The sequence below is a fragment of the Tardiphaga sp. 862_B3_N4_1 genome (genome assembly GCF_051811085.1).
GTDB classification, from domain to species: domain Bacteria; phylum Pseudomonadota; class Alphaproteobacteria; order Rhizobiales; family Xanthobacteraceae; genus Tardiphaga; species Tardiphaga robiniae.
In genome coordinates this window covers 946,308-959,682 of the sequence record NZ_JBPWQB010000002.1, presented here as the reverse complement: position 1 = coordinate 959,682, position 13,375 = coordinate 946,308, and the positions used below count along the sequence as shown (strand labels likewise).

General features: G+C 62.8%; 15 protein-coding genes and 1 tRNA gene. 10 read left to right on the top strand and 6 right to left on the bottom strand.

All coding sequences use genetic code 11. From position 1 onward, the window contains the following. Positions 1–147 precede the first annotated feature (147 nt). A complete protein-coding gene (locus AB8B02_RS21800) occupies positions 148–1,365 on the top strand; it encodes an MFS transporter (protein WP_175366019.1) in 1,218 nt (405 codons plus the stop codon). A gap of 85 nt (positions 1,366–1,450) precedes the next feature. On the opposite strand, the gene AB8B02_RS21795 is transcribed toward AB8B02_RS21800, so the two are convergent. Continuing rightward, positions 1,451–1,535, bottom strand: a tRNA-Leu gene (locus tag AB8B02_RS21795). 177 nt (positions 1,536–1,712) lie between these two features. Here AB8B02_RS21795 and AB8B02_RS21790 point away from each other — a divergent pair. Next, the gene (locus tag AB8B02_RS21790; protein WP_439065133.1) at positions 1,713–2,246 is read left to right on the top strand and encodes a disulfide bond formation protein B; all 534 of its coding nucleotides are present in this window, start codon (positions 1,713–1,715) and stop codon (positions 2,244–2,246) included. Between the two features lie 31 nt (positions 2,247–2,277). On the opposite strand, the gene AB8B02_RS21785 is transcribed toward AB8B02_RS21790, so the two are convergent. The 3 genes from AB8B02_RS21785 to AB8B02_RS21775 form a co-directional block, all read right to left on the bottom strand. Beyond that, positions 2,278–4,548 carry a TonB-dependent siderophore receptor gene (locus AB8B02_RS21785; protein WP_439065132.1) on the bottom strand — a complete coding sequence of 757 codons (2,271 nt, stop codon included), beginning with the start codon at positions 4,546–4,548 and terminating at the stop codon, positions 2,278–2,280. Between the two features lie 188 nt (positions 4,549–4,736). After that, positions 4,737–5,801 carry an AbrB family transcriptional regulator gene (locus AB8B02_RS21780; RefSeq protein WP_093757429.1) on the bottom strand — a complete coding sequence of 355 codons (1,065 nt, stop codon included), beginning with the start codon at positions 5,799–5,801 and terminating at the stop codon, positions 4,737–4,739. A 115-nt stretch (positions 5,802–5,916) separates the two neighbouring features. Beyond that, positions 5,917–6,192, bottom strand: a complete 276-nt coding sequence (locus tag AB8B02_RS21775) for a PsiF family protein (RefSeq protein WP_439065131.1) — start codon at positions 6,190–6,192, stop codon at positions 5,917–5,919. 195 nt (positions 6,193–6,387) lie between these two features. Here AB8B02_RS21775 and AB8B02_RS21770 point away from each other — a divergent pair, with 195 nt between their 5' ends. The 5 genes from AB8B02_RS21770 (at position 6,388) to AB8B02_RS21750 (ending at position 9,749) form a co-directional block, all read left to right on the top strand. Then, positions 6,388–6,909, top strand: a complete 522-nt coding sequence (locus AB8B02_RS21770; protein ID WP_231079026.1) for a hypothetical protein — start codon at positions 6,388–6,390, stop codon at positions 6,907–6,909. A gap of 78 nt (positions 6,910–6,987) precedes the next feature. After that, positions 6,988–7,371, top strand: a complete 384-nt coding sequence (locus tag AB8B02_RS21765) for a CidA/LrgA family protein (RefSeq protein WP_231079028.1) — start codon at positions 6,988–6,990, stop codon at positions 7,369–7,371. After that, the gene (locus AB8B02_RS21760) at positions 7,371–8,093 is read left to right on the top strand and encodes an LrgB family protein (protein ID WP_231079029.1); all 723 of its coding nucleotides are present in this window, start codon (positions 7,371–7,373) and stop codon (positions 8,091–8,093) included. The genes AB8B02_RS21765 and AB8B02_RS21760 overlap by 1 nt, the downstream gene beginning before the upstream one ends. 165 nt (positions 8,094–8,258) lie before the next feature. Next, complete coding sequence (locus AB8B02_RS21755; protein ID WP_068729255.1) at positions 8,259–9,038, top strand: sulfite exporter TauE/SafE family protein; 780 nt, start codon at positions 8,259–8,261, stop codon at positions 9,036–9,038. A gap of 33 nt (positions 9,039–9,071) precedes the next feature. Beyond that, positions 9,072–9,749 carry a DsbA family protein gene (locus tag AB8B02_RS21750; protein ID WP_093757425.1) on the top strand — a complete coding sequence of 226 codons (678 nt, stop codon included), beginning with the start codon at positions 9,072–9,074 and terminating at the stop codon, positions 9,747–9,749. Between the two features lie 89 nt (positions 9,750–9,838). Here the strand turns inward: AB8B02_RS21750 and AB8B02_RS21745 are convergent, their stop codons facing one another. After that, positions 9,839–10,054 carry a hypothetical protein gene (locus tag AB8B02_RS21745; protein WP_068730379.1) on the bottom strand — a complete coding sequence of 72 codons (216 nt, stop codon included), beginning with the start codon at positions 10,052–10,054 and terminating at the stop codon, positions 9,839–9,841. Between the two features lie 134 nt (positions 10,055–10,188). Between AB8B02_RS21745 and AB8B02_RS21740 the strand changes: the two genes are divergently transcribed. Next, positions 10,189–10,845, top strand: coding sequence for a DNA-3-methyladenine glycosylase family protein (locus AB8B02_RS21740; RefSeq protein ID WP_231079030.1), 657 nt, complete (start codon positions 10,189–10,191; stop codon positions 10,843–10,845). A 38-nt stretch (positions 10,846–10,883) separates the two neighbouring features. Here the strand turns inward: AB8B02_RS21740 and AB8B02_RS21735 are convergent, their stop codons facing one another. Next, the gene (locus tag AB8B02_RS21735) at positions 10,884–11,303 is read right to left on the bottom strand and encodes a winged helix-turn-helix transcriptional regulator (protein ID WP_231079031.1); all 420 of its coding nucleotides are present in this window, start codon (positions 11,301–11,303) and stop codon (positions 10,884–10,886) included. A gap of 74 nt (positions 11,304–11,377) precedes the next feature. On the opposite strand from AB8B02_RS21735, the gene AB8B02_RS21730 reads away from it, so the two are divergent. Beyond that, on the top strand, positions 11,378–12,169 hold the full coding sequence (locus AB8B02_RS21730) for an SDR family oxidoreductase (protein WP_231079032.1): 792 nt from the start codon (positions 11,378–11,380) through the stop codon (positions 12,167–12,169). Positions 12,170–12,278: 109 nt separating this feature from the next. Next, positions 12,279–13,373: a DUF2855 family protein gene (locus AB8B02_RS21725; protein WP_439065130.1), complete on the top strand. Its 1,095-nt coding sequence runs from the start codon at positions 12,279–12,281 to the stop codon at positions 13,371–13,373. Positions 13,374–13,375 lie beyond the last annotated feature (2 nt).

Here is a 13,375-nt window from a genome sequence, read left to right as displayed (position 1 = left end):
GTCCACTGGCCCGCAAGATCACTGTCATCGCGGCAACGAACAACTGTATGCGCTCGCAAAAACGTGAGCTGCGTTGGCCGTCGGCCTGTCGGCTCCGGCCCGTCCCGTGCGTCTTCCACTCTAAGACCGCTGAAGTGGAGACCAGGAATGACCAATTCTCACTATCGCTGGGTAATCGTCGCCGCGGGCGGCCTTCTGGGCTGCGTCGCGATCGGCGGCATGTTTTCGTTGCCGGTGTTCCTGCAGCCGATCGCGCGGGATACCGGCTGGTCGGTCACCGGTATATCCAGCGCCATGACAATTGGCTTCCTCGCGATGGCTGTCACCAGCATGATCTGGGGCACCTTGTCCGACCGATTGGGGCCACTCCCGGTGGTGTTGACCGGGTCGGTCGTCCTCGCGTCAAGCCTGGTGCTGGCGAGCCTCGCGACATCTCTGGTCGCATTTCAATTTGTCTTCGGGTTGATGGTCGGCGGCGCCACCGCCGCGATCTTTGCGCCGATGATGGCGACGGTCACCGGCTGGTTCGATACGCATCGCAGCCTGGCCGTCTCGCTGGTTTCGGCGGGGATGGGCATGGCGCCCATGACCATGTCGCCGCTGGCGGCCTGGCTCGTTTCGAACCACGATTGGCGCACCTCGATGCAGATCGTGGCCCTCGTCGTGGCCGCGATCATGATTCCAGTCTCGCTGCTGGTGCGCCGCGCGCCGGCGCTGGAGTGCGCGCCTTCCGCTCCATCCGCCGAGCCGGCGCGGGCAGAGATGTCGCGCGCGCAGGCGCTACGCTCGCCACAGTTCATCATCCTGCTGCTGACGAATTTCTTCTGCTGTGCCACGCATTCTGGGCCGATCATCCATACTGTGAGCTACGCGATCAGCTGCGGCATACCGCTTGTCGCTGCGGTCACGATTTATAGCGTCGAGGGTCTGGCAGGGATGGGCGGCCGTATCGCCTTCGGCCTGCTCGGCGACCGTTTTGGCGCCAAGCGTGTACTGGTCCTTGGCTTGCTCGCCCAGGCGTTCGGGGCGCTCGGTTTTGTCTTCGTGCGTGAGCTCGGCGGGTTCTACACCGTGGCGGCGGTCTTTGGCTTCATCTACGCCGGCACCATGCCGCTCTACGCCGTTCTCGCACGCGAAAACTTTCCGCTGCGGATGATGGGCACGGTGATCGGCGGAACGGCCATGGCCGGCAGCCTTGGCATGGCGACTGGACCTCTCGCCGGAGGTTTGATCTACGACGCGTTCGCCAGCTACGCTTGGCTCTATATCGGCTCCTGGATCATGGGGCTCGGCGCTTTCCTGATTGCAATGACATTCAGGCCGATGCCGGTGGCGAAAGCGGAGCCCGCACCTCTGCCGGCGTGAGGACAAATCCTCCAGTCGTCATTTGCGGGTAACGCGCTTTTCGGAAATATAGCCCGTCGTCAACGGATTATTGCTGATGAGCTGTTGGTGCCCCTGGCCGGAATCGAACCAGCACTCCTTGCGGAACTCGATTTTGAGTCGAGCGCGTCTACCAATTCCGCCACAGGGGCCTTCGGACGCCGGCCGGAGACCGGGGGCGCGAAGCGGGCGGAATATAGCGGGCGCTCCGGGCGGGTCAACCTGCGGTTTGGCCAGATTGGCCGCCGCGCACACTCCAGTGTGATCGGGGCTGCCTCGACAGGCTGGTGAGCCCGGGATAGGACGCAGCAGCCACTCCGGAGAGCACCGTGACTGCCCAGACCGCACACACCTCCACGCCTGCGTCGTCGAACCCGGCGCTGGTCGCTGCATTGGCGGTCGGTCTGATTGCATTGGCGACGCTGGCGGGGGCCTGGTTCTTCCAGCTGGTGCTGGATATCCGGCCGTGCCCGCTCTGCCTCGAACAGCGCTATGCCTATTATCTCGCGATTCCGCTGGCGGTGCTGGTGGCGATTGCTGCCGCTAGGGACGCGCCGCGCGGCCTGGTTGTGACCGGCCTCGTTGTGCTGGCGCTGGCGGCGCTCGCCAATGCGGTGCTCGGCGGTTATCACGCCGGCGTCGAATGGACATTCTGGCAGGGTCCAACGGACTGTTCGGGTCCGGTGGTCGATCTCGGCAAGGCCGGCAGCCTGCTGGAGCGCCTCGACACCGTGAAGGTGATTCGCTGCGACGAGGTGCAGTGGCGTTTCCTAGGCCTGTCGCTGGCCGGCTACAATGTGCTGATCTCGCTGGCGATGGCGGCGATCGCACTGTGGGGCGCCGGCAAGACCGCACGGCGCTGATCCGCCGCCGGTCGTGCCCGCTGGCGCAGCGCTACCAGCGATAGCGCAGCGTGCCGATCACCGTGCGTCCCTGGCTCAAATAGCAGTAGCCGGAATTGCAGACCGCAACCTGCTCGTCGGCGACGTTGTTGGCGTTGATCGAGGCCTGATAGCCCGCAAACTTCGGTCCAAGCCTGGCGAAATCGTAACGCGCGGCCAGATCGAACAGCGTATAGCCGTTGTTGCGTGAGGTGTTGTCGTTCGACGTCCAGGTCGCGTCGATATAGCGGACACCGGCACCGAGACCGAGGCCTTCAAGCGAACCGTTCAGGAAGGTGTAGTTCATCCAGCTTGACGCGGTGTGCTTCGGCGTCACCGCAGGGGTCTTGCCGAGCTCGGTCGCGATCGAGCTCTTGGTGATCTCTGCATCGGAATAGGTATAGGCCGTCACCGTTTCGAGCTCCGGTGTGAGTCGCGCGCGCGCCTCGAGTTCGAAGCCCTGCACGCGGATCTCGCCGACCGAGGCGTAATAGGCGATGCTGTTGACGAAGCCGGCGAGCTTGGCAGCGTTCTTCTCCTTGAGGTCGTAGATCGACGCCGTGAGCAGCACGTCGGGCCGTGGCTGATACTTCACGCCGCCCTCGATCTGTTCGCCTTCGGAGGGTGCCAGCACGGTGCCGTCGATGCTGAGCGACGTGACCGGCTGGAACGAGGTCGCGTAGCTCACATAGGGTGCGATGCCGTTCTCGAAGTGATAGAGCAGGCCGGCGCTGTAGGAGAACGCGTTGTCGTTGCGCGCACCTGTGACGGCGCCCGTATAGGAATTGATTTGCGTGCGATCCGCCCAGTCCTGACGACCGCTGAGCGACAGGTGCCAGTTGCCGAGTCGCATCTGGTCCTGCAGATAGACGCCGACCTGTTCCTGCGTCGAACGCGAACCGGACGTATAGCCCGGGGTTGGGCCGGCAATGCCGTAGACGGGATTGAGGATGTTGAGCGCATAGCCGGGATTCACGGCGCCCAGGCCGAGCTTGAAGTCCCAGGTATTGTGATCGTAATTCACGCCGAACAGTGCGCGGTGGGCGATCGGGCCGGTGGCAAAGTCGGCCTGCAGCGCATTGTCGGTTTGCCAGCTCGTCTGGTCGTCGCCGACGGCCACGGCACCGCGGTCATAGACGGTTGACGTTGCCGTCGCGAAGCTGCCGCTGAGATAGCGCGATTCCGCATGCAGCGTGCCGAACCGGGTGTGCTGGCGGAACGTGAAGACATCATCAAAGCGATGTTCGAGCTTGTAGCCGACCTGCGCCTGCTGCAGCCGCAGATAGTCGTATTTCGGATCGCTCGATCGCAGCTTGATGGTCGCGCCGTTGACGTTCACCAGCTGGCCGTCGCGATTGAGCATGGCGACGCTGGCGTCAGTTTCGTCCTTCTGCAGGATGGCATAGGCCGTCAGCGTGGTGTCAATGGTCGGTCGCCAGGTGATCGATGGCGCCAGCATCAGCCGTTCGTCGGCGATGTCGTAATTGGTCTCGCCGGCGCGGCCGAGGCCCACCAGGCGATACAGCAGCGACTTGTCGGAATTGGCGCCGCCGATGTCGAACGCCGTTTGCATGCGGCCATAGGTGCCGCCCTGCAGTGAAATCTCGTTGACCTGATTCTCGACCGGGAATTTGGATCGGCGATCGACGAGGCCGCCGGGGACGGACTGCCCATAGAGCACGGCAGCCGGGCCCTTGATCACCTCGATGCTGTTGAGCTGATAGGGTTCGGTCCGGAATGTGGTAAAGCCGGCGGCGAACTGCTTCAGCCCGTCGCGGAAGTCGCCGAGCGTCGTCGTCGAGAAGCCGCGGACATAGATCTGATCGAAACGCGGATCGTAGCCGAAGCCGCCGGTGGTGACGCCGGCTGTATAACGAACCGCCTCCGGAATGCTGGTGACGCCGCGATCATCGAGTTCCTTGCGGTCGATGACGCTCACCGAGCGCGGCGTGTCGATCAGCGGCGTATTCGTCTTCGATGCCGAGCTGGCCTGACCTGCGACATAGCTGTTGTTGTCGGCGCTATAGATGCGCTCATTAACCGATGGCGCGGGTGAAATCTGCGGTGTCGTCGTGCGTGTGCGTCGTGTTGCGCGTGCCGATGTCTGAGATCTCGCTGCTGTCGTGCTGCGTGCGCGCTGCTGTGGCTGCGGAGCATCCACCGTGACTGGCGGCAGGCTGGCCTGCGCGAATGCGTCACGCGGAAGTTCGATTGCCAATGCCATCACACTGACGGTGCAAAGCAGTGCAGTCTGCTTCGTCGATTTTCTTGTTCTCAATTTCATTTCAACGCCTCGATGATACTGGTCACGCCAGCTTGATCGAGCGTCTAACTTGATTGGTTCTGCGACGCACTACGGTGCGCGGTAGAATATATCTAGACCTTGCAACGCAGGCATCTGCGTCGCTGCAAGGCACTCATACTTGTTAGATCAATTCCATTGTTTCGATCGATGTCCGCGACGACTGAAGATCAATCGTCGATATCGTCCTGCGCCTTGCCGAACAGATGCACGATTCCGGGCGTGACGATCGAGACATAGATGAAGCGCGACAGATGATGCGCGCCGACGAATACCGGATCGATATGCAGTGTCAGCGCCAGTGCGAGCATGGCGTCCATGGCGCCGGGCGCGAAGGCGACGACGACATCGCTCAGCTTCACAGTCGTGGTGAGCGCGATGATCGTCACGAACACGGCCGAGATGGCGATGGCCACCGTGAATGAGCCGAGCGCCGCCCAGACATGGCTGAGAATGGTGCGCGGCGAGATCTTGCCGAAACGTGAGCCGATCAGGCTGCCGATGCCGACGAGAGCCGTGATATAGGCCCATTGCGGCAGCGTGCCGTGGACCCAGCCGGTGCCGTGCAGGACCGACGAGGCCATCATCGCGCCGAACATCCAGCTCGCCGGAAACTTGATCCAGCGCATGAACAGCGCGACGGCAACGGCCGCGGCAGCCAGTTCGGCGAGTGCGAGCGGCGAGGCTTCCGGTCCGCGCGACGGCAGCGGACCGTGGCCCATCAGGCCGGTGGCGGCGAGCAGCAAGGGGACCATGGCGGTGAGGATGATGACGCGAAAAATCTGCACCACGGCGATGCCCGGCACGTCGGCATTGCGCTCGGTGGCCAGCATGATGATCTGCGACAGCGCGCCGGGGCTGCCGGCCAGCAGCGCGGAGGTGCGGTCCCAGCCATGGACGCGCTGCAGATAGATGCTGCTGCCGAAGGTGGCGCAGAACGTGGCCAGCGCCAGTAGAGCGATGGTCACCGGATAGGCGCTGAGATTGTGCACCATCTCCGGCGACACCATCGAGCCGAGCGACAGGCCCAGTGTCATCAGGATGACATGGGCCATCGGCTGCGGCAGGCCGACCGGGCGGCCGAAGATGCCGTAAGCGGCGACCGCGATCATCGCGCCGGAGATCAGGCCGCCCGGCAATTCCGCCCAATAGAATAGCGCGCCGCCGGTCGTGCCGATGACGAGGGTCTCAAGGGTGGTGCGGATCTGAAGGGAGCTGGGAAGAGCGATGGCCATTTGCACGGAAAGCTGAAGGAGCCCGCTTTATGGCAAAGTCCGCACCTGTCGACAAATGCAGTGTGGTCTACCTGTCCCTCGCTTTCCGGGCGAGGGACAGGCGCATGACGAGAGTTTAGTTCGGTTTGGCGGTCTTCTTGCAATCCGAGCGGAATTTGCGGCGCTCGGTGCCATGCAGGCCCTTGGCATCGGCCTGTTTCGAACATTCGAGTGACGCTGCGGTGCGGGGTTTCTCGGCTGTCTTGTCCGCAGGCGCCATCTTCTCGGCGGGGGCCGCCTTGGCGGGCGCAGTCTTGGTGGCCGCCGGCGCAGGTGTCTGAGCGGTGGCCGCGCCGACCAGGAGGAAGGAGGCGACGGCAGCGGTAGCTAGGCTGGAAGCGAATCGGATCATGGCAGCACCTCGAATTGAACAGGGAGGACAGGGTGGGCGCGCCGGGCTGAACGGCAGGTGAATGAGTTGAAATATATCTGATGGTGCGATCACGATAATTTTTCGCGGGGAGCTGCGATGTCGTTGCCACATGCAGCGGTAGCGATAGGATGCCTTCGTCTACTTTTACTTTGTGTAGCAAAGGGAGAGAATGCCATGACAATGCCTGTCAAATTCGCCTGCGCGATTGCAGTATCCAGTTTTGCTTTGCTTGCCTTCAGTCCGGCCCATGCACTCACCGCAACTGAATGCAGTGCAAAATATCAGGCGGCCAAGACCGCCGGCACGCTGAACGGCCAGAAATGGAATGACTTCCGCAAAGCCGAATGCGGGACCGATGCCGCTGCGACGACGCCCGCCGCTGCGCCTGCTGCAACAGCGGCGCCGAAGGCTGCCGAAGCCAAACCTGCCGAAGCCAAGCCCGCAGCGGCTCCCAAACCTGCTGCAGCCCCCAAGCCGGCAGCCACGACAGCTGCGGCTCCGGCAGGCCCTGCCACCTTCCCGTCGGTGGTCGATCCGAAATACGCCAAGGAGACGGCTGGCAAAGCGCGGATGCACACCTGCGTGGATCAGTACAATGCCAACAAGGCCGCCAATGCCAATGGCGGCATGAAGTGGATCGAAAAAGGCGGCGGCTACTACAGCGAATGCACCAAGAAGCTGAAGGGTGCCGCCTGATCGGATCAGCCGCGCGCTGGGGTTGATCGACATCACTTGCTTCGCGGGCGATAACGATCCGTCACCCGCGGAGTCCCTATGATTGCCAGTCTGTCCCTGATCCTGCTGTGCCAGCTCGCTGGCGAGATCGCTGTGCGCGCTTTTGCATGGCCGGTGCCCGGCCCGGTGCTCGGCATGTTGCTGCTGCTCGTTCTGCTGTTGCTGCGTGACCGCGCCATGCTGTTCGCGCAGGGGCCGCTGCAGGGCGGCGGCGTGGAGAATGCCGCGAAGGGCCTGCTCGCGCATCTGTCGTTGATGTTCATTCCCGCCGGTGTCGGCGTGGTGCAGAAGCTCGATCTGCTGGCCGAGCATGGCACCGCCATCGTCGGCGTTCTGGCGGTCTCGGTCGTGATCACGCTGCTGGTGACGGTGGCGACGTTTCTCATCATCAGCCGGGTCATGACACGCGGGCGAAGCGCGTGATGACCGCCAATCCGTTCTCACTCTGGGTCTATCTTTCGCAGCAGCCGCTGCTGTGGTTGACCGTGACGCTGCTGGTCTATGCGACGGCGGATGCGCTGTCGCTGGCGACCGGCCGGCATCCGTTTGCCAATCCGGTATTCCACTCGATGTGGATCATCGCCGTGTTCCTGCTGCTGACCGGGACGTCCTACACGACCTATTTCAGCGGTGCGCAATTCGTGCACTTCCTGCTCGGTCCGGCGACCGTGGCGCTCGCGGTGCCACTCTATGAGAATCGCAAGGTCGTGGCGGCAGCGATCGTGCCGATGCTCGCCGCGCTGGTGGTCGGCTGTGCCACGGCGATCGTCTCGGTTGTGTTGCTGGCAAAGGCCTTCGGCCTGCCGCAAAATGTGGTGCTGTCGCTGGCGCCGAAATCGGTCACCGCCGGCGTCGCCATGGGTATCAGCGAGTCGCTCGGCGCTGACGCATCGCTGACCGCGGTGGCGGTGGTGCTGACCGGCATCATGGGCGCGATCATCGTCACCCCGATGATGAACCGCATGGGCATCACCGATTATCGCGCCCGTGGCTTTGCCGTCGGATTGGCGTCGCATGGGATCGGCACAGCGCGGGCCTTTCAGGTCGATGCGGTGGCCGGGGTCTTCGCCGGCATTGCGATGAGCCTGAATGCGCTGGTGACCTCTCTACTGGTGCCGCTCGCCGTCACCCTGCTGGTGCGCTGATGGTCACGACAGCGTTTTCCCGGCAGGCGGATTTGTGATGCCGGCTGCATGGAGCCGGGCCGGAAAGGTCATTATGGTCACACCGTTGCGCGCATGATCCGAACAAGTGGACACTGATTTTTTCGAAAGATCATGCTCAGATGAGAAGATGAGAATCAGCCGTTCATGATGACTGTGATGCAAGGGGCGCTCGGCCTGGCTTCGGGCGCACTGGTCGGCTTCTCGCTCGGCCTGGTCGGTGGCGGCGGCTCGATCCTCGCTGTGCCGCTGATGGTCTATGTTGTCGGCGTGCCTGAGCCGCATGTCGCGATCGGCACCAGCGCCATTGCGGTTGCGGCCAATGCGGCGGTCAATCTCGGCAATCATGCGCGTGGCGGCAATGTGCACTGGTCCTGCGCGCTGGTGTTTGCTGCTGCAGGAATCGCCGGTGCGCTCGGAGGCTCGATTCTCGGCAAGCAGGTGGACGGGCAGAATTTGCTGGCGCTGTTCGCGGTCCTGATGCTGGTGATCGCCGTGCTGATGCTGAAGACGCGCGCCCAAGTCGGCGAGCACCGCGTCGAGATCAGCATGTCGAACACGCCTTCGCTGCTTGCGCTGGGTCTTGTCACCGGCGCGCTGTCCGGCTTCTTCGGAATCGGTGGCGGCTTTCTGATCGTGCCGGCGCTGATGGCGGCCACGGGCATGTCGATCATGAGTGCGATCTCGTCATCGCTGGTGGCGGTCACCGCATTCGGTCTCACCACGGCATCGAGCTATGCCTGGTCCGGGCTGATCTCCTGGAAACTTGCGCTGGTGTTCATTCTGGGTGGTCTGCTCGGCGGACTGTTGGGAACCAGCCTGGCGCGGCATCTGTCGCTGCGGCGGGGCGCGTTGAATACCGTTTTTGCGTCTATCATTATCGTCGTGGCGCTCTATATGTTGGCCCGCAACATCTACATCACCTGAGCGCTGGCGCATGATGCGTCTTCGGAGAACATCATGACCGCCGCAATCCGCGAGACCTCGAAGACCGCCACGACACGGCGCGCTGCGCTCGGGCTTTTCGGTGGCGCCATGCTGCTCGGCGCGTCCGGCAAGGTCCTCGCGGCATCTGGTGCCGCCAAGGACGAAGACGTCCTTAACGAAGCCGCGGTACTCCGCGATCCGGACATCCCGGCCGCAGGTAACCCGAAGGGCGACATCACCATCGTCGAATATTTCGACTACCAATGCCCCTATTGCCGGAAGATCGCCCCCGACCTGCGCGCCCTGGTGAAGGAAGACGGCAAGGTTCGCCTGGTGTCGAAGGACTGGCCGATCCTCGGGCCGGTGTCCGTCTATGCGGCCCGTCTCGTGCTCGCTGCCAGATACCAGAACAAGTTCATCGAGGCGCAAGACGCCCTGATCAGCCTCGATACCAAACTGACCGAGGCGATCGCGCGTGATCGGCTCGCCAAGGCCGGTATCGATGTCGATCGCGCCGTCGCCGATCTGCAGAAAAATCAGGATGCGATCGTTGCCAAGCTGAAGCAGATCGATGAGCAGGCGACGGCTTTCGGCTTTAACGGCACGCCGTCCTTCATCGTCGGCAAGTTCCGGATTCCCGGCCCGATCACCAAAGAACAGTTCGTTCTTGCGATCGCCGATGCGCGTAAAGCCGCGGCTGCGAAGAAGTAAGCTTCAGCGGGTTCAGGCAGAAAAATGCCCCCGCTCATCGGCGAGGGCATCTTTGATCGGCTGAACCAGTCTTCTCGTTGCTGATGTGCTTACGACTTCACTTGCGAGGTCAGCTTGGCCCAATCCTGCTTGGTGCGCGTCTTCAGTGCTTCCCACTCATTGGCAGCAACATCCCAGTTGACGATCGTCCGGCGCTCCTGCGCCGTCTGGCCGTTCGCCACTGACGAGGTCGACATCGAATCGTAGATGTAAACGCCGATGCCCAGGATCAGCGCACCCAGGATCATTCCAAAAAACGTCCGCATGGCGGTAGCCTCCATTGAACGCAAACAACGCGACGTCCGGGGCTTTGGTTCCCGGTTGCATGGTGCGCTATTGCCGCAGCGCATTCATTGGCAGGATTGATCTTGCGGTCACGCCGTGGTGATCCTTGGGGATCATGACCGTCCATCTTACCGATCAATCCGTGCTCGACGACGCCGTTATGGAGCTGGTGAAGCTCGACCCGCGTCTGAAACCGATCCTGGCCATGGCCGGGATGCCGGCACTTCGGCAACGTGCGCCGGGCTTCGAAGGGCTTGCGCAGATCGTCTGCGGGCAGCAGGTCTCGGTGGCGTCGGCTTCAGCGATCTGGGGCCGCGTCTCGGGCGCCTTCTCGCCATTCGATCATCACGCCATCCGCAAGGCGCGTACCGATCGCCTGGGCCGGCTTGGCCTGTCGGCGGCGAAGATCAAGACGTTGAAGGCGCTGGCGCGCGAACTCGTCGAGGAGCGGTTGAATCTCGATGTGCTCGCCGAGGAAGACGCCGACGCTGCGCATAACACGCTGGTCGCATTGCACGGCATCGGACCATGGACGGCCGACGTCTATCTGCTGTTTTGTCTCGGCCATGGCGATGCATGGCCGGCGGGCGATGTCGCCATTCAGGAATCAATCAAGGTCGGGCTCGGTCTCAAGGAGCGGCCGACCGTGAAGCAGATGGCGCCGCTGGCAGAACCATGGCGTCCGCTGCGCGGTGCGGCGGCGCATCTGTGGTGGGCTTACTATCACGCCATCAAGAAGCGCGAAGGCGTGATCGGCAAACCGGCGAAGTGAACACGTTGCGGGCCGCAGCATCGACTGTGCGGGCCAGACTACTCCTCGGCAGGAGGCGAGGTGGATGTCCCTATGGCAGATACTGCGGCGTCGGATGCTGGCTTCCATGCGAACCATGTGAGCAGTGCGTCGAGCGAAGGGCAAAGAGATTCGCCCCAATCCGTTAGCGCATATTCAACCTTCGGAGGCACCTGCGCATGCACGACGCGTCGAACAATACCGTCGGCCTCGAGCTGCCGCAATTGCTGCGCGAGCATCTTCTGCGAGGCCGCAGGGATTGCGCGTTCGAGTTCAGAGAAGCGCAAAATTCGGCCGCCGAACAGACGAAACAGGATTTCCAGCTTCCAGCGTCCGCCGATCATCTTCAGCGACTGCTCGATCCCGTCCGATGCGGTCGTCGCAGTCCACGGTTCCTTACCTGGAGGTAAGCCCCCCACTTTCTCGTGCGTTCTTGTCATTCGGCAAACATATCCGCATTTCCCTCGCAGACAATGCGCCGCGCTGTGCGGATGTGAAAATGAGGAACTGGACGATGACAAATCATCAGGCGGGCGGCGAACTCGCTGGCAAGCGGGCGCTCGTGACCGGTGGGACCAAAGGTATTGGTGCAGCCGTCGTCGCGTGCCTGCTGGCACAGGGTGCAGTGGTGCTCACGACAGCGCGCAACAGGCCGGACGGCATGCCGGACCATGCCGGCTTCGTCGTTGCTGACGTTGCCACCGCCGACGGGTGCACGGCGCTCGCCGACGCGGTCCTGAAGCGCCTCGGCGGCATCGATATCATTGTCCACGTCGTTGGCGGGTCGTCCGCGTCGGCGGGCGGTTTCGCAAAGCTCGATGACGCCGCTTGGCAGCGCGCAATGGACCTGAATCTCTATGCTGCCGTCCGACTGGATCGCGCTCTGTTGCCGTCGATGCTGGAGCAGAAATCCGGCGTGATCATTCATGTCACTTCGATCCAGCGTGTGCTGCCGTTGCACGATGCCACGATGGCTTACGCGGCAGCGAAAGCGGCACTCGGAAACTACAGCAAGGCGCTATCAAAGGAAGTTAGCCCGAAAGGCATCCGCGTGGTGCGCGTCTCGCCGGGCTGGGTGGAAACCGAGGCCGCCGTCGGGCTGGTGCAGACGATCGCCGACGAGAACAGCACCGATTATGAGGGCGCGCAGAGAATGCTAATGGATTCGCTCGGCGGTATTCCGCTCGGACGCCCGGCCAGGCCGCACGAAGTCGGGGACCTCGTGGCATTTCTGGCATCGCCGCGCGCGGCATCAATCACCGGTGCAGAATTCGTGATCGACGGCGGCACGGTTCCCACGGTGTAAGTAGTCGAACAGCGTTTGAAACGGACGTTGTTTTAAACAACTCCGCTGTCGCAAAACAGACATTGGCGGCGGGAATGATCGCAGCAGCAAAACGCCGCGGAGTTCGAACATGAGCACATGCACGCAATTCAATATCGCGAAGAATGATTTTCACGGCACGGCACTGGCGCAGATGTCGCTGCCACGACTGGACGAACTGTCCGATGATTGCCTTCTAGTCGAGGTCGAACGCTTCGCCTTCACCGCGAACAACATCACTTATGCGATGCTGGGTGACCGGATGAAATACTGGCAGTTGTTCAAGGCGCCTGACGGCTTCGGCAACATTCCGGTCTGGGGTTTCGGCAGGGTGATCGCCTCGATGCATCCGCAGATCGTCGAAGGCGAGCGGCTGTTCGGCTATTTCCCGATGGCCTCGCATCTGGTGATCGAGGCCGCGGATGTCAGCAAGCGCGGCCTGCGCGACGGCGCGGCGCACCGGCAGGGCGTGGCGCCGGTCTACAATGCATATGCGCGGGTGACCGGTGATCCGGCCTTTGCTGGACGCAATGGCGACTATCAAGCGCTGCTGCGGCCGCTCTTCATGCTCTCGTTCCTGGTCGATGATTTTCTCGCCGAGGAGGAATTCTTCGGTGCACGCACTGTCATTCTCTCCAGTGCCTCGAGCAAGACCGCCTTCGGTCTCGCGCATCTGCTGCACAGCAAGCGCAAGCTGATCCGCGTGATTGGCCTGACCTCGGCGGGGAATGCCGATTTCGTGCGGTCGCTCGGCTGCTACGACGATGTCGTGCTCTACGATCATATCGATACGCTGCCCGCGGATCAGCCGGTGGCCTTCGTCGATATGGCCGGGAATGCCGACCTGCGCGGCCGGCTGCATCGGCACCTCAAGCACAAACTCGTCTATAGCGGGCGCGTCGGGCTCACCCATCAGGATGCAGCGGTGGATGAAGAGCTTCCCGGCGCCAAGCCCGCATGGTTCTTCGCGCCGGACCAGATCCGCAAGCGTGCCAAAGAATGGGGACCGGGCGGCATCGATACCCGGTTCACCGCGGCGTGGTCAGGATTCCTGCCGCTGCTGGAACAGTCGCTGACGGTTGCCGAGAGCCGTGGCCCCGTCGCCGTCGAGAATATCTATCGCGCTACACTGGCCGGCCGGGTGCCGCCTGATCAGGGGCATATGCTGTCGCTCGCGGACGGCTAACG

Coding starts and splice junctions, on each gene's coding strand:
- AB8B02_RS21800 (WP_175366019.1), top strand. CDS start 148: ATGACCAATTCTCACTATCGCTGGGTAATCGTCGCCGCGGGCGGCCTT.
- AB8B02_RS21785 (WP_439065132.1), bottom strand. CDS start 4,548: ATGAAATTGAGAACAAGAAAATCGACGAAGCAGACTGCACTGCTTTGC.
- AB8B02_RS21780 (WP_093757429.1), bottom strand. CDS start 5,801: ATGGCCATCGCTCTTCCCAGCTCCCTTCAGATCCGCACCACCCTTGAG.
- AB8B02_RS21775 (WP_439065131.1), bottom strand. CDS start 6,192: ATGATCCGATTCGCTTCCAGCCTAGCTACCGCTGCCGTCGCCTCCTTC.
- AB8B02_RS21770 (WP_231079026.1), top strand. CDS start 6,388: ATGACAATGCCTGTCAAATTCGCCTGCGCGATTGCAGTATCCAGTTTT.
- AB8B02_RS21765 (WP_231079028.1), top strand. CDS start 6,988: ATGATTGCCAGTCTGTCCCTGATCCTGCTGTGCCAGCTCGCTGGCGAG.
- AB8B02_RS21760 (WP_231079029.1), top strand. CDS start 7,371: ATGACCGCCAATCCGTTCTCACTCTGGGTCTATCTTTCGCAGCAGCCG.
- AB8B02_RS21755 (WP_068729255.1), top strand. CDS start 8,259: ATGATGACTGTGATGCAAGGGGCGCTCGGCCTGGCTTCGGGCGCACTG.
- AB8B02_RS21750 (WP_093757425.1), top strand. CDS start 9,072: ATGACCGCCGCAATCCGCGAGACCTCGAAGACCGCCACGACACGGCGC.
- AB8B02_RS21745 (WP_068730379.1), bottom strand. CDS start 10,054: ATGCGGACGTTTTTTGGAATGATCCTGGGTGCGCTGATCCTGGGCATC.
- AB8B02_RS21740 (WP_231079030.1), top strand. CDS start 10,189: ATGACCGTCCATCTTACCGATCAATCCGTGCTCGACGACGCCGTTATG.
- AB8B02_RS21735 (WP_231079031.1), bottom strand. CDS start 11,303: ATGACAAGAACGCACGAGAAAGTGGGGGGCTTACCTCCAGGTAAGGAA.
- AB8B02_RS21730 (WP_231079032.1), top strand. CDS start 11,378: ATGACAAATCATCAGGCGGGCGGCGAACTCGCTGGCAAGCGGGCGCTC.
- AB8B02_RS21725 (WP_439065130.1), top strand. CDS start 12,279: ATGAGCACATGCACGCAATTCAATATCGCGAAGAATGATTTTCACGGC.